We start from the raw sequence: 25,627 nt of genomic DNA on the forward strand, positions 1-25,627 counted from the left end.
CGGTACAAGAAACTTGAAAAGGCCCGCAGCCCGCAGGGGGCCCAGGCGGTGGTATGCCTGCAACGCAAAGGAAACGTTTACCACGGGCCAGCGACCGGCAGTCCCCGGCCGAACCCATGGGCGGACATGCGCAGAAGTATAACGGTATGATCCTTCGGCCATTTCGGAAACATAAAGCGACGTGTCGTCATGCTCGGTTTCATCAAGAAATACTTTTCGAACGACCTGGCCATCGACCTGGGAACGGCCAACACCCTGATCTATGCCAAGGGCAAGGGCATCGTGCTGGACGAGCCTTCGGTGGTGGCGATCCGGACCGACACGGCCCCGGGCGGCAAGCGCACCATCACGGCCGTGGGCCGCGAGGCCAAGCTGATGCTGGGCAAGGTTCCCGGCAACATGCAGGCCATCCGCCCGATGAAGGACGGCGTGATTGCCGACTTCACGGTCACCGAACAGATGCTCAAGCAGTTCGTGCGCATGGCGCATCCGGGCACGGTGTTCGCGCCCAACCCGCGCATCGTCATCTGTGTTCCCTGTGGCTCCACCCAGGTGGAGCGGCGCGCCATCCGCGAATCGGCGCTGGGCGCAGGCGCTTCCGAGGTGTATCTGCTGGAAGAACCCGTGGCGGCTGCCATCGGTGCAGGGCTGCCGGTCTCCGAAGCCACCGGCTCGATGGTGATCGACATCGGCGGCGGCACCACCGAAATTGGCGTGATTTCCCTGGGCGGCATCGTGCACGCCAATTCGCTGCGCGTGGCCGGTGACCGCTTCGACGAGGCGATCATCACCTACGTGCGCCGCAATTACGGGATGCTGATCGGCGAAAGCACGGCCGAACAGATCAAGAAGGAAGTGGCGTCGGCCTTCCCTGACGGACAGAGCAAGGAAATCGAGGTCAAGGGCCGCAACCTGTCCGAGGGCATTCCGCGCGCCTTCCGCATCAGCACCAACGAGATCCGCGAGGCACTCACCGCACCGCTGAACCATATCGTCTCGGCGGTGAAGATCGCGCTGGAAGAGGTGCCGCCGGAAATTGGCGCCGACATCTCGGAACGCGGCATCATGCTGACCGGGGGTGGTGCGATGATCCCCGGTCTGGACCGGCTGCTGGCCGAGGAGACCGGGCTGCCCACCCTGATTTCCGATGAACCCCTCACCTGTGTCGTGCGCGGCTGCGGCCTGGCCCTGGAGCGCATGGACGAACTGGGTGGTATCTTCACCCACGAATGACTGCCCGCTACCACGCGCCGGATGCTCCAAAGCCCGGCATCGCCATCCTCCTCTCGCTGCTGGCCCTGGCACTGATGTTTGCCGACGCCCGGCTGGGAGTGCTTGCGCCGGTGCGTCAGGTCCTGGGCGGTGCGCTGTATCCGGTGCAGGCGGCGCTGGCCTGGCCCATGCAGCAGGTCGAGTCCTTCGAGGGCTACTTCGACGACATGGAGACGTTGCGCAACGACAACAGACTGTTGCGCACCGTCCTCATCCAGCAGGCAGGCGTGCTGGCCGCCACCGAGCGGCTGCGCCAGGAGAATGAGTCGCTGCGTGACCTGGCCGGACTGCGGCTGCAGATCCCGCAGGCCGCCATCGTGGCCGAGACCGTGATGCAGCCGCGCAACGCGGGCACGCGCCGTCGTCTGCTGGACCGGGGCAGCCACCATGGCGTGGCCGCCGGACAGCCGGTCATCGACGCCCGGGGCGTCATCGGTCAGATCACGCGCGTCTATCCGTTCAGCAGCGAGATGACGCTGATCACCGATCCCGTGATGAGCGTGCCGGTGAGCGTTCGGCGCAACGGTCTGCACGCGCTGGCCTTCGGTACCCCCAGCCCGGCGCTGATGGAGCTGCGCTTCCAGAGCAAGGAAGCCGACATCCAGATTGGCGACGTGCTGCAGACCTCGGGTCTGGATTTCCTGTATCCGCCCGGTGTTCCGGTGGGCGTGGTGGAGGACGTGACGCTGCCTGCCGATGAGCCCTTTGCGCAGGTGACAGTGCGGCCGCTGGCCAACCTGACCGACCCGCGCCTGGTGCTGGTGCTGCAACCCGATACCTCGGCCATTCCCGCCCAGGATGAAGCAGCCCCGCCCACCCGGCACACGCCGCAAGCGCCAACGCCGGACATGTCCTCCCCGGATACGTCTGCCGGGATGTCGCACGCACCGAGCCATGCGGCGGACGCTGCCGAGCAGAACGATGCCGATCCCACCGCATCCACACCAGGCGCTGCACTGCCATGAACGCCCCTCCATCGCTCCACGGTGTGGCCGACTGGCCCCGAATGACCGTTTCACTGCTGCTGGCCACGCTGGTGGCGCTGGCCCCCTGGGGGCAGAGCCCGATCATTCCGGACGTGCTGGCGCTGGTACTGGCCTGGTGGGCACTGCATCGCCCGCAGCGCGGGCTGCTGGCCGCCGGTTTCATGCTGGGCGTGCTGATGGACACGCACACCGCAAGCACGCTGGGTGAACACGCGCTGCTCTACACCCTGATTGTCTGGATGACGCTGCAGTTCCAGCGACGCATTGCCTGGTTCCGGCTGGGCGGGCAGATGCTGCACATGCTGGGTGTCTTCCTGATGGCGCAGGCCGTGCTGGCCGGTGCCCGCTTCCTGCTGGGGCTGCCCTTCCTGGGGCCGGAGCAGTTCCTGCCCTGGCTGGGCACGGCCCTGCTGTGGCCGCTGGCCGACCTGCTGCTGCCGGCACGCCACGCCCCCCGCCGCACGACAACCGGTGCGGCGGCTTACGGCCCGCGCACCGCCCCCTTTGTCGATCCGGAGCGGGTGGCAGGTGAAGAAACCGGCAGGGACGCTGCGACACCGACTGGCGTACCGATCTACGCACACGCCGACGAGCCGGTTGCAGCCCGCGACAGCCACGCCGCCCAGGCCGCGCCCACACCGCAGGTCCAGAACGCTTCGCCGACCTGGATCGATCCGGAAGAGCTGGTCATGCAGGGTACGGCCTCGCCCCAGCCCCAGCCTCAACACGCGGCGCGCCGGCGACCGGCCTACTGGCATTACGCGCCAGACGACCACGGCCACTGAGCGCAGAGCATCGTGGCCATGCGTCGTCCGCCCCAGCCCCCCAGTCCGGCCCGCTTCAATCGCCGGCTGCTGATTGCCATGGCAGGCAGCCTGGCAGGCTTCGGGCTGCTGGCCGCCCAGGCCTGGAATCTGCAGGTGGCCAGCTACGACAAGTACCACGCGCTGGCCGAGGACAACCGCATCACCATGCTGCCGCTGGCGCCGCAGCGGGGCCGCATCCTGGATCGCAACGGCATCGTGCTGGCCGAGGATGTGTACACGCCGGCCCTGGAAATCGCCACCAGCCAGGCGCGCAACGTGGACCGGCTGGTGCAGCAGCTCTCGAAGATCGTCCCGATCAGCCCGCTGGAAGTGCGCCGTTTCAAGCGACTGGCCGCCGGCAACAAGAACACCGACGGCACCATTCCGCTCAAGACCCGCCTGACCGACGAGGAGGCTGCCCGCCTGGCCGCGGTGCGCTTCCGCTTCGATGGTCTGGAGATCAAGGCACGGCCGCACCGCCACTACCCGCTGGGCACCACGGCGGCACACGTCATCGGCCACATCGGGCGCATCTCCAACGCCGACAACGACATGCTGGCGCGGACCGAGCGGACCTCCGACTATGCCGGCAGCACCCACATCGGCAAGTTGGGGCTGGAGCAGAGCTACGAGACCCAGCTGCACGGCAAGGTGGGCCTGGAGGAAGTGGAGATCACCGCCAGCGGACGGCCCGTGCGCTCGCTGTCGCGGCAGCCGGCCACACCCGGCCAGGACATCCGGCTGGCGCTGGACATTCCGCTGCAGCAGCTGGCCGAAGAGTTGCTGGCCGGCTATCGGGGTGCGCTGGTGGCCATCGAGCCACGTACCGGTGAAATTCTGGCCTTCGTGTCGATGCCCAGCTTCGACCCCAATCTGTTTGTCGATGGCATCGATCACCGCAACTGGCAGGCCCTGAACGGCGATCCCGATCGGCCACTGCTCAACCGGCCGCTGCGCGGCACCTATCCTCCCGGCTCCACCTACAAGCCCTTCATGGCGCTGGCCGTGCTGGAAAACAAGGTCCGCAAACCTGAGGACACAATCCAGGACCCGGGTTACTGGATGCTGGGCAAGCACCGCTTCCGCGACTCCAAGCCGCAAGGACATGGCCGCGTGGATCTGTACAAATCCATCGTGGTCTCATCCGACACCTATTACTACGGCGCCGCCTACGATCTGGGCGTGGACCGCATTCACGACTTCATGGCGCCCTGGGGCTTTGGCCGTCTCACCGGCATCGACCTGCCGGACGAGCAGCCCGGCCTGCTGCCCTCGTCTGCCTGGAAGCAGCAGCGATTCAAGCAGCCGTGGTTCCCGGGCGAGACGCCATCGGTCGGCATCGGCCAGGGCTACAACGCCTTCACCATCCTGCAGCTGGCACACGCCACCGCCACGCTGGCCAACGATGCCGTGGCGCACCGCCCGCATCTGGTCACGCACGTCGGCTCCGTCATGCCCGACAACGGCGAAGCCCCCGACGGCAAGCCGATCCGCGTCTCATCCCAGAACCTGAAGCTGGTGCAGCGCGCGATGACCGATGTCACCCGCAAGGGCACGGCGCGCACCGCCTTCCTGGAGGCCGAATACGAATCGGCCGGCAAGACCGGCACGGCCCAGGTCATCGGCATCCGCCAGAACGAGAAATACGACGAGAAGAAAGTGGCGCACCATTTCCGCGACCACTCGCTCTATATCGGTTACGCCCCCGCGCAGAACCCGCGCATCGCGCTGGCGCTGGTGGTGGAGAACGGCGGCTTCGGCGCCCGCACGGCAGCCCCCATGGCCCGCAGGATCTTTGACTTCTATCTGCTGGGCAAGCGCACGCCGACACCCCCGGCCCCTGTGGAGGCCACCCCATGAACGCTGCCGCCCTGTGGCGCTTCCTGCGTCATCGCGTCTTCATCTTCGACCCCTGGCTGTCGACGGTGCTGCTGGCCATCTCGCTCATCAGCCTCGTCACCATGTATTCGGCGGCCGGCGACGGCAGTGAACGTCTGGTGGTGCATGCCCGCAATCTGGGCATGGCAGTGATGATCACCTGGCTGGTAGCCAGTCTGGACCCACGTCACCTGCGGGCCGTGGCCATTCCCATTTATCTGGTGGGGCTGGCGCTGTTGTTCGGTGTCGAACTGATGGGCATCACGGCCAAGGGCGCCAAGCGCTGGCTGGACCTGGGCTTCACCCGCATCCAGCCGGCCGAGCTGATGAAGATCGCCATCCCGCTGATGCTGGCCTGGTTCTTCCACATCAGCCAGAACCGGCTGCGCAGCCGCTACGTGCACCTGATGGCCATCATGCTGCTGGTGCTGCCGGTGGCGCTGGTGGGTCGCCAGCCCGACCTGGGCACCGCCATCCTCATCGGGTCGGCCGGCGCCTTCGTCATCTATTTTGCGGGCCTGAGCTGGCGGGTCATTCTGGGCAGTCTGGTGGTGGGCCTGGCCGCCATGCCGCTGCTGTGGCTGAACATGAAGCCCTACCAGAAAGAGCGCGTGCTCACGATGATCGATCCCACCAACGATCCGCTGGGCAAGGGCTTTCACATCATCCAGTCCACCATTGCCGTGGGCTCGGGCGGGATGCAGGGCAAGGGCTGGCTGCGGGGCACCCAGGCCCACCTGGACTTCGTGCCCGAACGCACCACCGACTTCATCTTCTCGGTCTATGCCGAGGAATTCGGCCTGGTGGGCACCGGCATCCTGCTGGCGCTCTACACCGCCTTCATCGCCCGCGGCCTGATCATCGCCAGCCAGGCGCAGAGCCTGTTCTCACGCCTGCTGGCCGCCTCCATGACGATGATCGTCTTCACCTACGCCTTCGTGAACATCGGCATGGTGATCGGCATCCTGCCCGTGGTGGGCGTGCCGCTGCCCTTCATGTCATACGGAGGCACCGCCCTGGTGACGCTGGGCGTGGGCTGCGGCATGCTGATGTGCATCGCCCACGAGAATGCCATGCAGCGGCATCGGGCGGGGCGGCAGTTCATCTTTCAGTAGGCCAGGGGTTGCATATCTTGCATCTGAATAGCGGCCTACCGAATTCCGACTGGGACCAGCGTTCAAGCTCCTCCCTGTCTGTCGAACAAATCTTGAAGTACTGTCCCGTGGTGAAGTCACCTATCTTTTTGGAAGACAGGGACTTATGCGATGCCTTGTGGAGCATAGGATAGGTGTCCGGAAAGCGCTTACGGTCCTTGCAGAGATTCACGACATAGCCATCCTTGTCGTGTGTATTGACCCAGCCCTGATACCCATCCTCGTCATCAAAGAACTGCTCAAGTCCCATCATCCTGCCCCTATTCAATACCCGGCTTCACCGCCAGCAGGATCTTGCCCACGTGCTCGGAGCTTTCCATGCGGCGATGGGCCTCGGCGGCCTTTTCCAGAGGGAAGGCCCGATCAATGATGGGCTTCACCTTGCCGGCCTCCAGCAGCGGCCAGAGGTTGTCCTGCAGGGCCCGTGACAGCCGCTCCTTCTCTTCCGGCGAGCGGGCGCGCAGCGTGGAGCCGGTGAAGGTCAGACGCTTGAGCATCAGGCGCATCCAGTCCACCTCCACCTTCGAGGCCTGCAGGAAGGCGATCTGCACCAGCCGGCCCTCCACGGCCAGGCTCTTCAGGTTGCGCTCGATGTACGGGCCGCCCACCATGTCCAGGATCACGTCCACGCCCTGGCCTTCGGTCAGGCGCGAGACCTCCACCATGAAGTCGCGCCGCCGGTAGTCGATGGCCGCATCGGCCCCCAGCTTCAGCGCGGCCTCGGCCTTCTCGGGCGTGCCCACGGTGCAGAACACGCGCGCCCCCAGCGCCTTGGCCACCTGGATGGCCATCACGCCGATACCCGACGTGCCGCCATGCACCAGCAGCGTCTCGCCCTCCGCCAGGCGGCCGCGCTCGACCACGTTGGCCCAGACCGTGAAGGCGGTCTCAGGCAGCGAGGCGGCCTGCGCCATGGAGAACCCGGCCGGCACCGGCAGCACCTGCCCGGCCGGCGCCGTCACGTATTCGGCATAGCCGCCACCATCGACCAGCGCGCATACCCGGTCGCCCTTCTTCCACTCGGGCACGCCCTGCCCCACGGCGGCCACCACCCCGGACACTTCCAGGCCCAGCCAGGGCGATGCTCCGCGCGGTGGCGGATAGCTGCCCATGCGCTGCAGCACGTCCGGGCGGTTCACGCCCGCATAGGCCACGCGGATCAGCACCTCGCCGGCCCCCACTTCGGGCATGTCGCGCTCGGCCAGCTGCAGCACGTCGGCATCGCCGCCCCGGCCGTGATCGATGTATTTCATGAAAGATATCCCTGGTTACTGGGCAGGTCCGGAAGCCAACCCGTCCTTCGGGGCGCTCCGGACACGCACCTGGTTTTCATCATCGGCACGATTCTACCGAGCGGGCGACTGCCCCCCTCATGCAGGGCCTCCCCGGGGCACACGCTCCGCACATGCGCCCGATCGGGCAGTTGGGGTAGGATGGCTGCCACTGCCCTTTATTCCAGACCCTTATCCAGACCCGTGTCCCACGCTGAAACACCTGACACTCCCGCCAGCACTTCCCACCCCACCGATGCCACCAGCCAGCGCCTGATCGATGCGGCCGCCCGGCTGCGCGACGAGCTGGAAGCGCTGCGCTTTGCCCCGCCGGTGGCGCACGTCTACAACCCGCTGCAGTACGCCTGGGAGGCCCACGCCGCCTATCTGACCCGCTATGGCCAGGGACACAAGAAGATCATGTTCCTGGGCATGAACCCTGGCCCCTTCGGCATGATGCAGACCGGCGTGCCCTTCGGCGAGGTCTCGGCCGTGCGCGACTGGATGGGCATCGAGGCCCCGGTCCAGGCACCGCCTCATCAGCACCCCAAGCGTCCGATTGACGGTTTTGCGTGCACTCGCTCGGAAGTGAGTGGTCGCCGACTTTGGGGATGGATCGGTCGCCGCTTTGGCCACGCCGACGATTTCTTCGCCCAGGCCATCGTCATCAACTACTGCCCGCTGGTGTTCCTGGAAGCCTCGGGCAAGAACCGCACCCCGGTGCAGCTGCCGGCGGCCGAGCAGCGCGCGCTGGAAGCCCCCTGCGACCGTCACCTGGCGGCCGTCATCGAGGCGCTGCAGCCGCAGTGGCTGATCGGCATCGGCGGCTTTGCCGAGAAGCGCCTCAAGCACGTGGTCTCGGAGGTGCTGGACGACCGCCCCCTGGCCCGCCGCCTGCACATCGGGCACGTGCTGCATCCCAGCCCGGCCAGCCCTGCCGCCAACCGTGGCTGGGACGAAGTGGTGGACCGGCAGATGCAGGAATACGGGCTGCTGCCCGTCTCCACGTAGACCTTAGCCCCCTGGCCCGGCCGTCGCTTCACCTCCGGCATGCCTGTCAGCCCCGGCACCAGCAGTCGCCCCTTTCCCCCGACATGCCGGCCAGCCCCGTTCATCCGACCGTCGTGCAGCGGCCCCACGGAAATGACCAAGGGCAAGAAAACCGGCTGCCGCGCGCTCTAGAATCGCCCCCGCACCGCCGCCCCCGTCGGGGCGCAGTCCGCAACCCAAGAAACCGACATGCTTTCTGAAGCCCTCCTTTCCTACTTCCATCTGGCCAGCATCCTGGCCATGGTCGTCTTCCTCACCAGCGAAGGCGCACTCTGCCGCCCCGAATGGTTCAACGAGGCCGTGCTCAAGCGCCTGCAGCGCGTGGACATCATCTACATGATCTGCGGCGCCATGGTGGCCACCAGCGGCATCACCCGCATCATCCTGGGCTTCAAGGGCACCGACTGGTACATCGCCCAGCCCATGCTGCACATCAAGGTGCTCCTGTTCCTCGTCGTCGGCGTGATGTCGGCGCGCGTGTCCATGGCCCTGCAGTCCTGGTTACAGACCTGGGAAGAAAAGGGCACGCTGCCCGCCGAAGCGGACATCCGCCGCATCCGCAAGTGGATCATGATCGAGGCCCACATCATCATGGTCATTCCCCTGTTCGCCGTGTTCCTCTCGCGCGGCCTCTTCGGAGCCGACGCCGGCTGACACCCGAAGCCCGGACCCGGCACGAGAGCCCGGGTCCGCTCACAGGCCAAATCGCACACCCTGCCCGCCTGGCCGGCCGACATCGGCCGGCACGGCGCGCCTCGCGCTGGACGTCCACCATATTTGGTGACAGTATTGACACATTGATACTGGGAAGCGGACCATCTGTCCACGCAAGGAAGCTCTCATGGAACAAAAGCCCGTCGTCATCCTTCTGGGCGGCAGCGGTTTCATCGGCAGCCATCTGGCCCGTGATTTCGCACAGAAGAATTGGCGCGTCATCGTCGTCACCCGCTTCCCTGACCAGACCCGCGACAAGCTCGGCCCCGGGATCGAGACCCTGGCCGCACTGGCCCACCTCGACCCCAGCGTCCAGCCCGACCTGCTCATCAACCTGGCCGGCGCCTCGGTGGGCGAAGGCCGCTGGAACACCGCCCGCAAGCGCACGCTACTGGCCAGCCGCCAGGGTCCCACCCAGCAGATCACCCAGTGGCTCAAGCGCCATGCGCACAAGCCACGCCTCATCATCCAGGCCTCGGCCGTGGGCTTCTACGGCAACGGCAGCCGCCAGCAGTGGCAGGCGCGCTGCAACGAAAGCTCGGCACCGCAGGACGTCTTCGTCTCGCGACTGTGCCAGCTGTGGGAGGCCAGCGCCCAGGAACTGCACCGTGAAAGCGGCGTGCCCGTGGCCATCTGCCGACTGGGCGTGGTACTGGGCAAGGGGGGCGGCATCCTGCCCCAGCTGCTCAAGCCCGTGCGCCTCGGCATCGGGCGTATCGGCAGTGGTCAGCAACCGGTGTGCTGGATCCACATGGACGACGTGGTGGCCGCCATCCAGTTCATCGCCCAGCAGCCGGTCGACCAGCCGTGGCGCGTCTTCAACCTCACGGCACCACAGGCCACCACCCAGCAGGACTTTGCACAGACGGCCGCCCGGCTGCTGCACCGCAAGCTGTGGCTGTCGCTGCCGGCCGGTCTGATGCGCACCGCCATGGGCGAACAGGCCGACCTGGTGCTGGATGGCCAGTACGTGGAACCGGCCAGACTGCTGGCCGAGGGCTACAGCTTCCACTACCCCACGCTGGACGCAGCCCTGGAAAACCTGCTCAAAGGCTGACAGGCAGGCTGCGGGGTACGCAGTTGGGCAGCAGAACTGACGGGAATACCTAGATGCAACAGGTTTTGTAGGTATTTTCTTACAGTTCTGACTAAAATTTCAGAAATGCATCATTCCGTTCCAAACGGTCGTCGTGATGCAGTTGCCGCGTGGCTGGACAGTCCTTGTCGTCGCCCCCAGCACCCGGCCATTCCGCCCCTGTACCCAACCTCGTGACCCCGCCGGTGCCGCCAACATGCCGGGATCGGGCCGTAAGCCATACCCACCCATGAAGAAATATCTTGCCCTCGTCGCCGTCACGCTGGCCCTGTTCGGCCAGTCGGTCCGCGCCGCCGAGATTGAAAGCCGATCGCTTGATCAGATCCACAAGGAAGCCCTGAAGGAAGGCGGCACGCTGGTGGTCTATGCGGGCGGCGATACGCCCAACCAGCTCGACGGCATCAAGACCGCCTTCGAGAAACGCTTCCCGGGCATGACCCTGGAGGTGGTGGTGGACTACAGCAAGGTGCACAACGCCCGGCTGGACCAGCAGTTTGCCTATGGCAAGGTGGTGGCCGACGTGGTGCAGCTGCAGACGCTGCAGGACTTTCCGCGCTGGCGCCGTGAAGGCCGTCTGCTGGCCTACAAGCCGCGCGGCTGGGATCACATCTACAGCAGCTTCAAGGATCAGACCGGCGCCTGGACCGGCGTCTTCGTGGATGCCTTCAGCAACCTGGCAAACACCAAGGCCCTGGGCAGCATCCCGGCCCCCAGCAACGCCCACGACTACCTGGACCCGGCCCTGAAGGGCAAGATCATCTCCACCTATCCCAACGACGATGATGCCGTGCTCTTCTGGTACAAGCAGACCATCGACCGCCACGGCTGGGAATGGATGGAGAAGTTCATGCAGCAGGAGCCGCACTTCGTGCGCGGCACCCAGGCGCCCGCTGATGCCGTCGCCAGCGGCAAATACCCCGTCACCTTCACGACCGACGGCAGCCTGAAGCACGATGCCAACAGCCCGGTCCGCTTTTCCATCCCCACCAACGACGGCTTCGTGGCCTGGGCCCAGCGCGCCGCCATCATCAAGGGCACACGCCGTCCCGAATCGGCCCGCCTGTACCTGAGCTGGCTACTGGACAAGGACACCCAGAAGAACGTCTGGTACATGTGGTCGGTACGCAATGACGTGCAGCCCCCGGCCGACTACCGGCCCATCTGGGAATACAGCAGCGCCAACCTCAGCAATTTCGAGCGCTTCATGGCTGACCGTGACGCCGTCGAACGCTTCCGCGCCCGCATCCAGCTCTATGTCGGCGAGGTGCAGGGACCGTCCTCGACGGGCGTGCTGGGCATGACGCCCACCAAGGCACTGGGCGCCACGGCGGCCGCCAAGCCTTAAGCCTGTATTCCAGGTCTCCGGCCGTTTGCGCCCCCTCGGCACGGCCGGAGAGCATGTCCCGGACCGCGCAGGACATGCCGGACATGCCGGATCTGCAGACTCTGCCGGATCCGCCTGAACAGCGAGTCACCCGGAGGCCTTCCCACGAAGGCCTTTTTCATATCCACATATTGATAATGATTATCACAATTGATAGACTTACCAATGCAACCCGATCAGAAGCAATCCGGGAATGGCGGACGCTCCGGACGTTTTCGCAGACGTTGCAGGCGAAAGACCTCCGGAAGATTTCACGGCAGCACCCTTTCATCCGCTCATGATCCAGATACACAGGCCTCCTCCGCCCGTTGAAGGCACCTGCCGGACCATGCAGCCCCGTCCCGTCCCACGGGCCCGCTCCTGACTGGCACGCAATCAATCTCCGTCCGTGTCGTCCGCCCTGGTGCGGGGACACTCACTTTTCAAGGGTGTTGCAAGACACCCTTTTTTTTGCCCGCAACACCCTTATCGCGCTTCTTCCATCGCCCGCACTCAGGGCGGGATATGCATCATGACCTCCTTCACCCTGCCCCTTCCCTTCGCCCGCCACGGCCTGGCCATCATGGTCGCCAGTCTGTTTGTCATGCCCGCACTGGCACAGCAGACCGACAGCACCAGCGACGGCATGAGCAGCCCGCGGCCACGACCACCACAGAAAAGCACTGTCACCTCATACCACGCCACGCTGGAGAGCCTGACCGTCACTGGCACGCGCGAGAATGCCAGCGTTCGGCTGCCGCTGAAGGCCCGGGAAACGCCGCAGTCGGTCAGCGTCACCACCCGCAAGCAGATGGACGATGAATCGTTGACCAGCGTGGATGCCGTGATGCGGCACATGACGGGGGTGATGACCTCGCTCTACGACACCCAGCGGCCGCTCTATTACACCCGAGGCTTCGTGATCAAGGATTTCCAGGTCGACGGCATGCCCAGCTACAGCGGCGAGACCAACCAGGAATACGACACCGCGCTCTACGAGCGGGTGGACCTGGTACGCGGCGCCAACGGCATCCTCACCGGGGTGGGCACGCCATCGGCCACGGTCAACCTGATCCGCAAGCGTCCCTCCCGCGAGTTGGGTGGCACCGTGGACGTGAGCGCCGGGCGCTGGGACTACTACCGGGCAGTGGCCGACGTGAACGTACCCATCACCGCAGATGGCTCGGTGCGCAGCCGCTTCGTGCTGGCGCCGCAGAAAAAGCACAGCTTCTACAAGCGCTACGAAGAGAACAAGCTGGCTTTCCTGGGCGTGGTGGAAGCCGACCTGGGCCCAGCCACCGAAGTCTCCGTGGGCTACCAGCGCCAGAAGAACGCGCCCAAGGCGCCCGTCTGGGGGGCCATCCCCCGCTTCAATACCGACGGCACGCTGGCCAACCTGCCGGTTTCCACCAGCTTCTCGCCATCCTGGACACGATGGGAGCGCAGCTCGGGCACGGCATTCGCTTCAATCAGCCACCAGATCAATGACGACTGGACGTTCAAGGCCAACCTGGACCATACCACCGGCAAGACCCACAGCCTGATCACCTACGGCTATGGAGCCACACCTTCCGATGCGCCCTTCATCGACAAGGCTACCGGCAGCGGCGTCACCCTGTATGCCTATCCCGGGGAAGAGCGCGAGACCCGCAACAGTCTGGACGCCTATCTGGCCGGCAAGCTGCATCTGGGCGGGCGGGAACACGACCTGACCGTAGGCGTAAGCAGCACCCGCACCACCAGCAAGAGCGATGCCTTTGCCAGCATGTCCAACTGGCGCCACGACATTGCCAACGTCCATACCTGGGACGGCACCGCTCCCAAGCCTGCCGTCAGCAAGACTGGCGCCCGCAACGACACCCTGGTGCAGCAGACCGGCCTGTATGCCTCAGCCCGCTGGCGGCTGACCGAACCACTGTCGCTGCTGACCGGCGCTCGCGTCACGCGCTGGACCAGCAAGCAGAAGAACTACGACACCCGCGGCGCACTGTCCGGTGTCTCGGCGCGGCAGGAAGTGAAGCACAAGGTATCCCCCTACCTGGGCGTGGTCTACGACATCACGCCGTCGCTCGCTGCCTACGCCAGCCACACGCGCATCTTCAATCCGCAGAATCACCGCGACGTGAACAACGTTCCACTCAAGCCCGCCGTGGGCAGCAACAGCGAAGTGGGCCTGAAGATGGCACTGGCCCACGAACTGGACCTGAACCTGGCGATCTTCGAGACCAAGCAGGACAATTTTGCTGTGGTCAATGCCGACGCTGCGCCCAACAGCCTGCCTGACGGATCCACCCCTTACCGCACGGTCGACGGCACCAAGGGCAAGGGTTTCGATGTGGAACTCATCGGCAAGGTACAGCCCGACTGGAACCTGAAGGCGGCGCTGACCCGGGCCAAGGTCACCCGTCAGGAAAGCGACCGGCTGTGGGCAAACTTCCCCACCTGGCAGCTGCAGCTGGGCAGCGACTACCGTTTCAGTGGCGAGCTGCGCCCGCTGCAGCTGGGCGGATTCCTGACCTGGCAGAGCAAGCTTGAGGCGTACAACGTCCCCTCGCCCAGCGGCCGCGTATACGTGACCGAAAAGAGCAAGCCGTTGCTGGATCTGTACGCCAGCTGGGACTTCACCGAGGCCTACCGCCTCACGCTGGCCGTCACGAACGCCCTGGACAAGAAATACTGGGCCAACCTGGACTACGCCAACTATGGCCAGCCACGCTTCTTCAGCGCCACGTTCCGGATGGCGTTCTGACGGCACTGTCCGGCTGTCTGGAAGCGGGGCCTGCCGCCCGGCTTCCAGCCCCTGCGGGGCCTGTACTTCCGCTTCGTGTGACGGACGACATCCTTCCCCCAACGGGGGCAAGGAGACCTGCAGTGGTGTCAAGAATGAGTGGAACATCCGCCCCGCCAATTGCCGGTTGTCAAGTCTGCGTCCGGCACTGCGTGTTATCTCTATAGGCAGCCCATGACGGCCCTGCTTACAAGAGATGACACGATGCCCGCTACCCTGACTCCGACTGCTCCCCTTGATGCCCCCGCCTTCCGGCCGGGGCAGCCTTCCCAGACCAACGGCCACCTGGCGCCGGCGTCCAACCCGCTGGCCTTCAACGCGGCAGGCTACCCGGCCTTCTTCGATCAGGCCCCCACGCTGACGGTGCAGGACGGTCTGGCCCGCTTCCTGGGCGCCACGCGTGACGGCATCCTCACCTATCGCTATCTGGATGCCGTGCGGCTGGCCGGCCACTCCTGCCCCACCGTGGCCGGCAGCTGGCTGATGGTCATCCGTGGCCTGAAGGCCCTGTATGGTGACGACATTCCCGAGCGCGGCAACATCGACGTGTTGATGCGCGACGAGCGCCACGAAGGCACCACCGGCGTGATTGCTTCCATCGCCACGCTGCTGACGGGTGCCGCCGCCGAGACCGGCTTCCATGGCATCGGCCCGGCGCACCGCTTCAAGCGACAGGACTTGCTGCAGTACGGCGCCGCTTCCATCGACGGCATGCTGGTGCTGAAGCGCCGCGACACGGGCGCCGCCGTTCAGGTGGAGCTGAATGCCGGCATCATCCCCTTCCACCCCGACATGCAGGCACTGCTGCCCAAGGCGGTCAGCGGCTATGCCACCCCGGCTGAAATGCAGCGCTTCGGGGAAGTGTGGCAGGAGCGTGTTCGCGCCATCCTCATCGACCATGCCGATGACGACGAGCTGGTGCAGATCCGGCCCTGGTCCTCCGCGTGATGTCCTGCCTCTGGGCATCTGCCCAACTATCCGGCCCCCAGGCGCCCGAACCGCTCCTGAACTCCGGCACCTGAGCCCTGGCTTCTGAACGCTGGCTCCTGACCCTTGGTCCAGAAGCGGTGCCAGTACCTGAAGCGGGTACCTGAACAGCAGAACGGCCTCCCAAGGGAGGCCGTTCTTCTTGCATCAACAGCTGCAGGGTGCCCGGTTCGCCGTCAGGCCCCGGCTGACGCCGGGGCTCTGCCCGCGCACCGGGCAGGCATCTCAGGGATGCTGTTCCAGCGCGTTCTTCTGACCTTCGGCCACTTCCACGTACTCGGGAATCTGGTCGAAGTTCATGTAGCGGTAGATGCTCTCCTTGTCGGAATCCACCACGCCCATTTCCTTCAGGTACTCCTGCGGGGTGGGCAGCTTGCCCAGCCGCGACGCAATGGCCGCCAGCTCGGCAGAACCCAGGAACACGTTGGTGTTCTTGCCCAGCCGGTTGGGGAAGTTGCGGGTACTGGTGGAAATGACGGTGGCCCCTTCGCGCACCTGGGCCTGGTTGCCCATGCACAGCGAGCAGCCCGGCATCTCGGTACGCGCGCCGGCGGTACCGAAGGCAGCGTAGTGACCTTCCTTGATCAGCTCGTTCTGGTCCATCTTGGTGGGCGGTGCCACCCACAGCTTGACGGGGATGTCACGCTGGCCACCCAGCAGGCGGGCTGCCGCACGGAAGTGACCGATGTTGGTCATGCACGAACCGATGAAGGCCTCGTCGATCTTGGTGCCAGCCACGTCGGACAGCAGCTTGGCGTCGTCCGGGTCGTTCGGGCAGCAGACGATGGGCTCCTTGATCTCGTTCATGTCGATCTCGATCACGGCCGCGTATTCGGCGTCGGGATCCGCTTCCAGCAGCTGCGGGTCGGCCAGCCACTGCTCGACCTTCTCGATTCGGCGTGCAAGCGTCTTGGCGTCCTGGTACCCGTCGGCGATCATGTTCTTCATCAGAATGATGTTCGACTTGAGGTACTCGATGATCGGCTCCTTGTCGAGCTTGATCGTACAGCCCGCCGCCGAGCGCTCGGCCGAGGCATCGGACAGCTCGAACGCCTGCTCGACCTTCAGCTTGGGCAGACCCTCGATCTCCAGGATACGGCCCGAGAAGATGTTCTTCTTGCCGGCCTTGGCCACGGTGAGCAGCCCCGCCTTGATGGCATAGAGCGGGATGGCATGCACCAGGTCACGCAGCGTGACGCCGGGCTGCAGCTCGCCCTTGAAGCGCACCAGCACGCTTTCCGGCATGTCCAGCGGCATCACGCCGGTGGCAGCGCCGAAGGCCACCAGACCCGAACCTGCCGGGAAGCTGATGCCGATCGGGAAGCGCGTGTGGCTGTCGCCGCCGGTACCCACGGTGTCGGGCAGCAGCAGGCGGTTGAGCCACGAGTGGATGACGCCGTCACCCGGACGCAGCGCCACGCCACCTCGGTTGCTGATGAAGGCGGGCAGCTCGCGGTGCGTCTTCACGTCCACCGGCTTGGGATAGGCGGCGGTGTGACAGAACGACTGCATCACCATGTCGGCCGAGAAGCCCAGGCAGGCCAGGTCCTTCAGTTCATCGCGAGTCATGGGGCCGGTGGTGTCCTGGCTGCCCACGGTCGTCATGCGCGGCTCGCAGTAGGAGCCCGGACGGATGCCCTGCCCCTCGGGCAGACCACAGGCACGACCGACCATCTTCTGCGCCAGCGTGAAGCCCTTGCCGGTATCGACCGGTGCCTTGGGCAGGCGGAATGCGGTGGACGCCGGCAGGCCCAGCGCCTCGCGGGCCTTGGCCGTGAGCGAGCGGCCGATGATCAGGTTGATGCGGCCGCCAGCCTGCACCTCGTCCAGCAGCACATGGCTCTTCAGGGTGAAGTCGGCAATCTTCTCGCCGTTCTTCTCGATGCGGCCCTCGTAGGGGAAGATGTCGAGCACGTCGCCCATCTCCATCTTCGAGACATCCACCTCGATGGGCAGCGACCCGGAGTCTTCCTGCGTGTTGAAGAAGATGGGGGCGATCTTGCCGCCCAGCGTGACACCACCGAAGCGCTTGTTGGGCACGTAGGGGATGTCCTGGCCGGTGGCCCAGATCACGCTGTTGGTGGCCGACTTGCGGCTGGAACCGGTCCCCACCACGTCACCCACGTAGGCCACCAGGTGGCCCTTCTTCTTCAGGTCCTCGATGAACTTGATGGGGCCGCGCTTGCCGTCTTCCTCGGGCTTGAAGGCCGCGTCGGGACGGGTGTTCTTCAGCATGGCCAGGTAGTGCAACGGGATGTCCGGACGGCTCCAGGCATCGGGCGCGGGCGAGAGGTCGTCGGTGTTGGTCTCGCCGGGCACCTTGAAGACCGTGACGGTGATCTTCTCGGGCACCTTGGGACGGCTGGTGAACCATTCGGCGTCCGCCCAGCTCTGCATCACTTCCTGGGCCTTGGCATTGCCGGCCTTGGCCTTGGCGGCCACGTCGTTGAAGAAGTCGAACATCAGCAGCGTCTTCTTCAGGGCGTTGGCAGCCACCCCGGCCACTTCGGGATCGTCCAGCAGCTCGATCAGCGGGTGGACGTTGTAGCCCCCGAGCATCGTGCCCAGCAGCTCGGTGGCCTTGGCCCTGGAGATCAGCCCGACCTTGATGTCACCATGGGCGACGGCAGCCAGGAAGCTGGCCTTGACCTTGGCGGCATCGTCCACCCCCGGCGGCACCCGGTAGGTGAGCAGATCCATCAGGAACTCTTCTTCGCCGGCAGGCGGATTCTTGATCAGCTCGATCAGCTCGGCGGTCTGTTTGGCATCCAGTGCCAGGGGAGGAATGCCCAGCGCCGCGCGCTCGGCAACATGTTGGCGATACTCATTCAGCATGGACTTCTCCTAAGGCCATCATCAATCCGTAACGGGTATATGGGGACGATTCCGCGCAAGCCGGGATGCCATGCTCCGCCCTGTCCAGGTACGGAGAGCGCCCCACCTGCGGCAACTGCTGTCCGCCCGGTCGACGGAACCGGGGCGCACGATGGCCCCGTACAGCAGGAAATCGCCCTGGCCCGACCAGACAGGAGTCGTCACCCGCCGGGAGCCCGAATGGCGCGCCGTGCGCCATCTCCGGGGCTTTCCGGGCGGTTGCGCCCTGCCTCGGGAGCGCCCGAGGCCTGGACCAGCCTGCAGCCCTGTTATTTCTGCAAGTGCTGAAATTGTACTCACCGCACCGCACCAGGGCGTAGCATGGACAGCAAATGGTTTTCCCCTATATCCCCTGAAAACCCGCACCATCCGCCAGTCGGCAGCCATTCGCCCCTGAACGGCATGCCAAGAAAAGCAGTAACGAGAATGATTATTTAATTCTTTTATGAAATGGATTGACTCGGATAATCGAGCACGCCGAACGAGCCCACGGAAGACGATGCGAGGGCTCCGCACAGCCCTCGCTGCCCACGGACAGCACCGTGATACCTGAACAGCCCTCACGCCGACGTCTCCAGGCCCCTGACAGGCGTAGACCGTGGCCAAGGGGCGGGGCCCCCAAAAAACGAACAGGGCCGCCTCGCCCACCCGCACCTGGGTGAATGAGACAGCCCCTGAACGAAAGCAGCCCCTGCCTCGCCGGCAGACCCGGCAGACGCAGTCCGCTTACTTGAACTTCTGCGCCAGCTCCTCGAACTTCTGCCGGATGGACTGCGCGAACTCTTCCAGCTTTTCCTTGCGCGCCTTGGTGTGCCGCGCCTTCAGCTCGGCGGCCGCACGGGCATGCAGGTCAGCCTGCACCTCCAGCGCATCCTCCATCTGCTGCTGGATGGTGGATGCGTCCCAGCGCACCACCAGCGACTTGAACCTGCCAAAGAACTGGTCCAGCGGCGCCTCGGACTTTTCCTGCACCAGCGCAATGATCGCCACATCGCCGTCATTGAGCTTGGCCGCCACCGTCTCGAGCAGCGTGGCCTGTGCCAGCGCCTCGTCGGTACTGCCCGTGCTGCCCACCCAGGCCCCCACGTTGGCGCCAAAAAGCATGCCCAGCGGGCCGCCCAGGATGCCCAGCACCGAACCGATCAGCGTGCCGGTGATGGTGTCGTCATCCACCTGCCTCAGCGGATCGAAGGCATCCACCGGCGTGATGACACCGTTCTCGTTCTTGACCAGCGCCGCCTGGGCAATGCGCGTGTCGTCATTCTGCGGGAAGGCCTTCAGCTCCACGAAGGCCTGGTAGGCCTCGCTGGGTACCTCGAACAGGGTTGCCAGTACGTGTTCCATAATCGTGCTCCTTCTTGTGTGAATGATAGTCCCTGCCCATCAGCAGGCAGGCCGGATGGTACCAGGATCGCTGGCGCCTTTCCTGCCAAGGTACCCCATCCGTGAGCGGCCCATGGCCAAGGGCCTGCAGCCTTGCAGGTTTTATGACCGGTCGGTCATAAATCGTGCCACCGAAGGCGCGGCCGAAGCCGCACCATCAGGCTGGCTGGAAACCAGCCGAAGGACGAATCACCGACAGCAGCACGCAGTCCTCATGGCCGACATTGATGGCACCGTGCGTCTGCTCAATGCCGACCACCACGCTTTCACCGGCATGGATGGTGCGCCGACTGCCAGCCGCATCATCTATCAGATCGGCCTCGCCGCGCAGCACCAGCCAGATGTCCTCACCGCTCGGGTGCCGATGCGGCGGAAGGCTGCCCTGCGGCGGAATCTGCCACAGCACGAGATTCATGTCCGTACTCTGATGCAGCACGGTACGGACTGCCTCTGTCGGCCGCTCCTTCAGGTATTGGCTGATGTTCAGGATCTGCGGGACTTGAACGGTCGCGCTCATGGTCGTTCTCCTTCATGGACGGCGGCGTCGTGACCACCCCACCTGCATCTTGCCACACGACAATGCCGCGGGGGCTCCATGCGCCCAGCCACATGCGTCATGGCATGCAGCCCCCTCATCCAATCACGCACCGCGGCAGGCCTCCTGCCGCGCACCGGATGTCACGGCGTATCGGCCAGCTTCACTTCCTGCGACACCGGATAGCCGCGCATGGAGCCGCGCGTGCCGTAGCCGGCCACCGTGGTGCCCGTCATGCAGTCGTCGCCCATCATGCCCTCGGCATGGCAGTCGGCGTAGGCCAGCGTGTCGATCTGGGCCTGCGTCAGCGGCAGCAGCGGATCCTTCGTGTTCACGAAGATGCGGGCATAGGCGTTGCCCGGGTTGCTGGCTCGACGCTCACCGTGGTGGTAGCCCCAGTACTTCCAGCCTCCGGTGCCGGGTGTCCAGCCATCGGTGCCGGCATCACGCGGGTCGTCCGACAGCGTGTTGGTGTGCTCCAGCAGGAAGCTGGTCACCAACAGGCCATCACCCGCCGGTGCAGCGATGCTGGAGAGCTGATGCCGCAGCGACAGCAGCGGCATGCCATCCGGCCAGGGCTGGTTCGGCTGGTTGTTGCCGGCCATCACCTCGCTCAGCTCACCCGACAGGTCAGACACGGTCATGCGGGTGGCGTTGTAGCGGAAGCTGCCGTGGAACTCGGTCATGTCATGCGCATAGTCGGGTTCACGGAACTTCGCCACCACCGTGTAGCGACTGATGACATCAGCCGGCTCCGAAGCGGGTCCCGTGCCTGCCGCATTGGTGACGGACAGCGCAAAGGCATGTCCCGTGCAGCCACTGGCCGGACAAGGAACCGTCACCGGCAGGGTCTGCGCCTGCACCGTGATGCCGGCCGGAACCGACGTCACGGTATAGCCCGACACCGCCGCGCCACCGCCCCGGACATGACCGGCCGTCACCAGCACGGTGCCGTCCTGCGTCCCCCGACGGGCCGTCACCTTTTCCGGTGCCACCGGCACCGTCACGGCACCGGCTGCGGCAATCTCGAAGCTCTGCGTCAGGCGCGTCCCCGTCTGCCCCGAGGCCGCATCACGCGGCTCGGCTGCCACGGTACAGGTCCCAGCCGCCAGCGCCGTCACCAGGCCACTGTCGGCATCGGCACGGCACACGGCTTCGGTCAGGCTGCTGTACCGCATCGGCCGATCGCTGCTGGCCGAAACCGTGACGGTGGCACTATCCCCCACGGTCATTGATGGTACGGCGCCGAACTGTACATTAGACTGCACGGTGATCTGCTGCTGTGCGCTGGCAGAGGCCCAGGTGGTGTCGCCCGCCTGGCTGGCCGCGATGACGCAATTGCCTGCGGCACGTGCTGTCACCTCCCCGCTGTCGGCATCCACCGTGCAGACGCCGGTGGTCGAGCTGTTGTAGCGCACGGCCAGACCCGAGCTGGCCGTGGCCGATACCTTGGCCGTGCCGCCAGGCTGCAGGGCAGGCGCTTCGGCAAACTGCAAGGATTGCGGACGTGAGCCGATGACCGGCCCCCGCTCTCCGCCAGGCCCTTCTGCACCCCCGCAGGCTGCCAGAACGGCCAGCATCACCACGGAAGCTCCGGCCAAGGAAAACGTGCCGACCGTGAAGCCATTCGGCCGACTTCCGGTTTCATGGTTTGCCAAGCGCGCCCCCGAAGACACGCCGACACCATCGTCATGCACTGCCCGGATGCGACCACCGGAACGATATGAATCCGTCATGTCTGTCCCTCAGAACTTGTAGTTGAAGCCGACGTAGACGGAACGCCCATGTCCGGGCACCGCCACGCCCCACGGCACGGTGTTGAGCATCATCGAACTGCCCTGGCCCACGTAGGCCCCACCCAGCGGCAGCGCATAGCCGCGGTCCAGCAGGTTCTCGATGCCCAGATCGATGCCCAGCTGGCCGATCTCGTAGCGCGTGCGCAGATGCAGCAGGCCATAGCCGGCCGTGCGGATCTCGTTGCGCACGGCAGAGCGCCGCGTCTTGGAGCGCACGCCTTCCCATTCCAGCGTGCCGCTCCATTCGCCCTCACCCACGGTGCGCCGATGCTCCAGCCCCATCCGAAGATTGGCCGGCATGGTGTTGTAGAGGCCACCACCGGTATCCAGGTTCTTGCCATGCAGCCAGGCCAGCTTGCCGCTCAGCGTGAGGCTGCCAGCATGCGGACTCCGGGCCAGCAGCCAGTGGCCGGACACGTCGGTACCCAGCAGGCGCGCATCCTGGTTCACGTAGCGCAGCAGCACGAACTCGTTGTCGGCCGTGGTGTTGCCACTGCGGCACTGGCTGGCCGAGCAGCGCTCTGCATCCACGTAGTCCGAGATGCGGGTCAGGTGCGCGCTCACCGTCAGCCCCCAGCGTTGCTCATCCTCGGGATGATGCCAGTTGCCGCTGACACTCAGCGTGTGAGCCACTTCCGGCTTCAGGTCCGGATTGCCCAGATAGCCGTTGCCATCGCCCAGGAAGTTGTTCATGCCCGCGGCCATGGTGTTGGTGGACCATGGATAGCGCTCGTACAGGCTGGGCGAACGGGTCTTGCGAGCCACGCCCATCTCGTAGCGATGACCCTTGGCCGGTTCATAGCTGGCCAGCGCGCTGAAATCCCAGTGACGGTCATGCCGCCGGCGACTGATCGAATTGAAGGCCGACGCATCATCCGACCAGGTGGGCAGGCCGTTATAGCCCCGCACCGGACCGGCGTCGGTACGCACCTGCGTGTGCCGCAGCCCGATGACGCTGCTCCAGCGTGCATCCCAGCTGCGCTCCCATTCGGCATAGGCGCTCAGCCGGTTGCGACGCCCGTCGTCAATGTTCCAGAAGTCGTTCGGCGCCATGCCACCGCTGGCCCCGACCGGCGGCCACCAGTCATACAGCTGGTAGTACAGGGCCTCCAGCCCCAGACGCACGGTATCCCGTTCGTTCAGCATCCAGCTGGCCTGGGCCGTGGCGCCATCGGTACTGGCGCGGGTGCGCATGGGCATGCCGGTACCGTAGCTGTAGCGGTCCTCACCCATGTCCATACGGTGGCGGATGCGCTGGTTCCACAGGCGCACCTTCAGGTCGCCCCAGGAGAACTGCCCCCGATAGCGCAGACCGGCCAGCGTGGCGCGGTTCTCCGTCATGTCCATGCGCTGGTTCGGGAACCCCTGGAAAGGCATGTTCTGCCAGCTGAAATCGGTCTCCAGCAGGTGCATGCCGCTGCGCCAGGCCGCTGCCATCCGGTGGTTCTGCACCCGGAAGCCGCTGGAGCCCACCTCGTCACCCGGCAGCACGCGCCCCTGTTCGCGGCCGGTCTCGGCCGGCTTGAAGTCATTGCCGGCGCGGTAGTTGCGTGCCCGCGCGTAGGAGCCTTCATATTCCAGATGCAGCCGCTCCGTGGCGTAGTGCGTGCCCAGGCTCACATCCACCCCATGGCCGTTGCTGCGGTAATGGGTGCCCACGTGGCCGCCCAGCAGGGGCTTGCCGTCAGGATCGGCAAAGCTTGGCGGTGCAGACTCCACCTGGATGCTGCCACCGATGCTGTCGCCGCCCGCGCTGACGGGCGAGATGCCGGCGTAGACACGGATGCTCTCCACCTTGGCCGGGTCGATGTAGGACAGCGCCGGGTTCATATGGTTGGCACAGGCCGCCATCAGGTCCATGTCATCCACCGTCAGGCGCAGCCGCTCGTCGGCCAGACCATGAATCACCGGCAGACCCGACACGCCACCTGCCCCCTGCACGTCCACACCGGGCATGTCCTTCAGCAGGCCCGTGGTGTCCGGCGTGGTGGCACGACGGCGCGAGATCTTGCCCGAATCCGTCACGCCCGACCCAGGCAGCGACATGTTGGGGGGCTGCACCTCGAAAAGACGCAGCGCACGAACGCGCACCTGCGGCAACTGCACGGTTTCGTCCTGGGCCTGGGTCGTGTCACCCATCTGCCCGGCATCCTGCGCCCAGGCCGGCAGTGCGAGTGCACCCAGCGCCGTGGCCAGCAGCGCAGGCACCCGGGCCACGGAAAACCTGTGGCCCGCATCGCCCCTGCGTCTGGCGGCTTTCATCTTGTTCATTGTCATCGGTCGATTCCTCGTCTGTCCTTCATGGGCGGGATGCGGCATCTCTCCGGAAAGGATCGGAAAATGCCGGATCGCTCAGGAACGTTTCATCCGTCAGCGCTTTCAGGAAGGCCACAATGTCTGCGCGATCCTGCGCCGACAGGCCCCGGTCGCGAACGAGCGGACTCTTGTGCGGGTTGGCACGTCCATCACCGGCCCGCGGACCACTGGTGATATTGCGTCCACCACCGGCCATGATGGCCACCGCCTCTTCAAGCGTAGCCACCGAACCATCGTGCATGTAGGGCTCGGTCACGGCCACGTTGCGCAGGCTGGGCACCCGGAAGGCCCCCATGTCGGCCGGGTTGGCGGTGATTTCCTCGACGCCGGTGTTTTCTTTCGGGTAGTCGCCCCGACCGTTCAGGTTATAGAGTCCGATGTTGTGATACCGGACCTTCAGCGTCGTCGTCTCGACACTGACGAACTGGTCATCGAAATTCGGGGGTTGATGGCACTGCGTGCATTCGGCCTTCTCGAACAGCTGCCGGCCACGCAATTCCTGCTCCGACAGCGTGACCTTGCCCTGCAGGTAGCGGTCATAGCGGCTGTCGGCTGTGACCATCGTGCGCTCGAAGGCGCTGATGGCCTTGAAGATGTTCTCCCAGGTCAGCGGGTCGCCCTTGGCATCGGGAAACGCCTGCTGAAAGCGCACCGGATAATCCACATCCTTGGCACTGGCCAGGCGCTTCAGCACCTCCTGAACGGAACTGTCGTTCACGCCCATCTCCACGGGTTCGGTACCAAACACAGGGTTCGGGATCTGGGCCTCCAGCGACATCAGCACCGGATTGGACCACGTCTGTGTGGCATGCCAGGCCACGTTGCCCAGCCCCATGGAATTGCGGGGATGCTGCACATTGGTGATGCCACGCGGACGGTCCTTGCCGTCGGCAAAGGCACGCGCCTGTTCATGACACGAGGCACACGACATGGTGCCGTCACCCGAGAGGCGCCGCTCATGGAACAGGTAGCGCCCCAGCGCCACCTTGGCGGCATTCATGGGGTTGTTCGCCGGCACGCGGGGGGCTGGCATGTGCGAAGGAAGCTTCCATTCCCAGGCGTCAGGCGGGCTGTAGGCCGGATAGGTCCAGTCCAGCACGGTAGGCGCTGCGGCCTTCCCCTGGCTGCTACCTGCATCCGGTGTCGGGCTGCTGTCCGAAGAGCCTCCTCCACATCCCCCACAGCTCAGCAGCAGCACCAGCATGGCACCCGCTGCACATCTGGACACCTCACGCCGACATCGGCGACTGCCATGCAAGGGCAGATGGACGGGCAGAGAATTCATGAGAGACCTCCTTCAGTGACACGGGCCACCCCGCAGGCAGCCCGGACAGGGGGAAGCGAGCCCTTCGCTTCCC

The 25,627-nt window shown here is 65.5% G+C and carries 18 protein-coding genes; 11 read left to right on the top strand and 7 right to left on the bottom strand.

Annotated elements, in window-relative coordinates; genetic code table 11:
* The first annotated feature begins 189 nt into the window (after positions 1 to 189).
* Genes EL249_RS01905 through rodA form a run of 5 tightly spaced genes read left to right on the top strand, consistent with a single transcriptional unit; the run spans position 190 to position 6,057 of the window.
* Entirely contained in the window at positions 190 to 1,233 is a 1,044-nt protein-coding gene (locus tag EL249_RS01905; RefSeq protein WP_005674699.1) for a rod shape-determining protein, read from the top strand.
* Positions 1,230 to 2,237 carry a rod shape-determining protein MreC gene (gene mreC, locus EL249_RS01910; protein WP_005674698.1) on the top strand — a complete coding sequence of 336 codons (1,008 nt, stop codon included), beginning with the start codon at positions 1,230 to 1,232 and terminating at the stop codon, positions 2,235 to 2,237. Before EL249_RS01905 ends, mreC begins: the two co-directional genes overlap by 4 nt.
* Complete coding sequence (gene mreD / locus EL249_RS01915) at positions 2,234 to 3,043, top strand: rod shape-determining protein MreD (RefSeq protein ID WP_083799566.1); 810 nt, start codon at positions 2,234 to 2,236, stop codon at positions 3,041 to 3,043. Before mreC ends, mreD begins: the two co-directional genes overlap by 4 nt.
* An 18-nt stretch (positions 3,044 to 3,061) precedes the next feature.
* A complete protein-coding gene (mrdA, locus tag EL249_RS01920) occupies positions 3,062 to 4,924 on the top strand; it encodes a penicillin-binding protein 2 (RefSeq protein ID WP_040530170.1) in 1,863 nt (620 codons plus the stop codon).
* Positions 4,921 to 6,057 carry a rod shape-determining protein RodA gene (gene rodA, locus EL249_RS01925; RefSeq protein WP_005674695.1) on the top strand — a complete coding sequence of 379 codons (1,137 nt, stop codon included), beginning with the start codon at positions 4,921 to 4,923 and terminating at the stop codon, positions 6,055 to 6,057. The genes mrdA and rodA overlap by 4 nt, the downstream gene beginning before the upstream one ends.
* A gap of 299 nt (positions 6,058 to 6,356) precedes the next feature.
* Here rodA and EL249_RS01930 read toward each other — a convergent pair whose 3' ends face one another.
* Positions 6,357 to 7,349 (bottom strand): NAD(P)H-quinone oxidoreductase, encoded by a 993-nt coding sequence (locus EL249_RS01930; RefSeq protein ID WP_005674694.1) that lies wholly within the window; start codon positions 7,347 to 7,349, stop codon positions 6,357 to 6,359.
* A 222-nt stretch (positions 7,350 to 7,571) separates the two neighbouring features.
* On the opposite strand from EL249_RS01930, the gene EL249_RS01935 reads away from it, so the two are divergent.
* The 6 genes from EL249_RS01935 to EL249_RS01960 all read left to right on the top strand — a co-directional run bounded on the left by EL249_RS01935 (position 7,572) and on the right by EL249_RS01960 (position 15,326).
* Entirely contained in the window at positions 7,572 to 8,378 is an 807-nt protein-coding gene (locus tag EL249_RS01935; protein WP_005674693.1) for a uracil-DNA glycosylase family protein, read from the top strand.
* Between the two features lie 228 nt (positions 8,379 to 8,606).
* Positions 8,607 to 9,071, top strand: coding sequence for a DUF2214 family protein (locus EL249_RS01940; protein ID WP_005674692.1), 465 nt, complete (start codon positions 8,607 to 8,609; stop codon positions 9,069 to 9,071).
* Positions 9,072 to 9,258: 187 nt separating this feature from the next.
* Entirely contained in the window at positions 9,259 to 10,188 is a 930-nt protein-coding gene (locus EL249_RS01945) for a TIGR01777 family oxidoreductase (protein ID WP_005674691.1), read from the top strand.
* A 268-nt stretch (positions 10,189 to 10,456) separates the two neighbouring features.
* Complete coding sequence (locus EL249_RS01950) at positions 10,457 to 11,572, top strand: ABC transporter substrate-binding protein (RefSeq protein ID WP_005674690.1); 1,116 nt, start codon at positions 10,457 to 10,459, stop codon at positions 11,570 to 11,572.
* A 550-nt stretch (positions 11,573 to 12,122) separates the two neighbouring features.
* Positions 12,123 to 14,339, top strand: coding sequence for a TonB-dependent siderophore receptor (locus EL249_RS01955; RefSeq protein ID WP_005674688.1), 2,217 nt, complete (start codon positions 12,123 to 12,125; stop codon positions 14,337 to 14,339).
* Positions 14,340 to 14,582: 243 nt separating this feature from the next.
* A complete protein-coding gene (locus EL249_RS01960) occupies positions 14,583 to 15,326 on the top strand; it encodes a hypothetical protein (RefSeq protein ID WP_197721595.1) in 744 nt (247 codons plus the stop codon).
* A gap of 264 nt (positions 15,327 to 15,590) precedes the next feature.
* Here EL249_RS01960 and acnB read toward each other — a convergent pair whose 3' ends face one another.
* From acnB to EL249_RS01990, 6 genes are all read right to left on the bottom strand, one after another.
* Positions 15,591 to 18,200, bottom strand: coding sequence for a bifunctional aconitate hydratase 2/2-methylisocitrate dehydratase (gene acnB / locus EL249_RS01965; protein ID WP_005674686.1), 2,610 nt, complete (start codon positions 18,198 to 18,200; stop codon positions 15,591 to 15,593).
* Positions 18,201 to 18,965: 765 nt separating this feature from the next.
* On the bottom strand, positions 18,966 to 19,583 hold the full coding sequence (locus EL249_RS01970) for a DUF1269 domain-containing protein (RefSeq protein WP_005674684.1): 618 nt from the start codon (positions 19,581 to 19,583) through the stop codon (positions 18,966 to 18,968).
* A gap of 196 nt (positions 19,584 to 19,779) precedes the next feature.
* Positions 19,780 to 20,139, bottom strand: a complete 360-nt coding sequence (locus tag EL249_RS01975) for a cupin domain-containing protein (protein ID WP_005674683.1) — start codon at positions 20,137 to 20,139, stop codon at positions 19,780 to 19,782.
* 161 nt (positions 20,140 to 20,300) lie between these two features.
* A complete protein-coding gene (locus EL249_RS01980) occupies positions 20,301 to 21,758 on the bottom strand; it encodes a hypothetical protein (RefSeq protein WP_126348046.1) in 1,458 nt (485 codons plus the stop codon).
* A 144-nt stretch (positions 21,759 to 21,902) separates the two neighbouring features.
* Positions 21,903 to 24,230 carry a TonB-dependent receptor gene (locus EL249_RS01985; protein ID WP_005674679.1) on the bottom strand — a complete coding sequence of 776 codons (2,328 nt, stop codon included), beginning with the start codon at positions 24,228 to 24,230 and terminating at the stop codon, positions 21,903 to 21,905.
* A 22-nt stretch (positions 24,231 to 24,252) separates the two neighbouring features.
* Positions 24,253 to 25,554: a methanobactin export MATE transporter MbnM gene (locus EL249_RS01990; protein WP_005674678.1), complete on the bottom strand. Its 1,302-nt coding sequence runs from the start codon at positions 25,552 to 25,554 to the stop codon at positions 24,253 to 24,255.
* Positions 25,555 to 25,627: the final 73 nt, after the last annotated feature.

Source organism: Lautropia mirabilis (assembly GCF_900637555.1).
GTDB lineage: Bacteria > Pseudomonadota > Gammaproteobacteria > Burkholderiales > Burkholderiaceae_E > Lautropia > Lautropia mirabilis.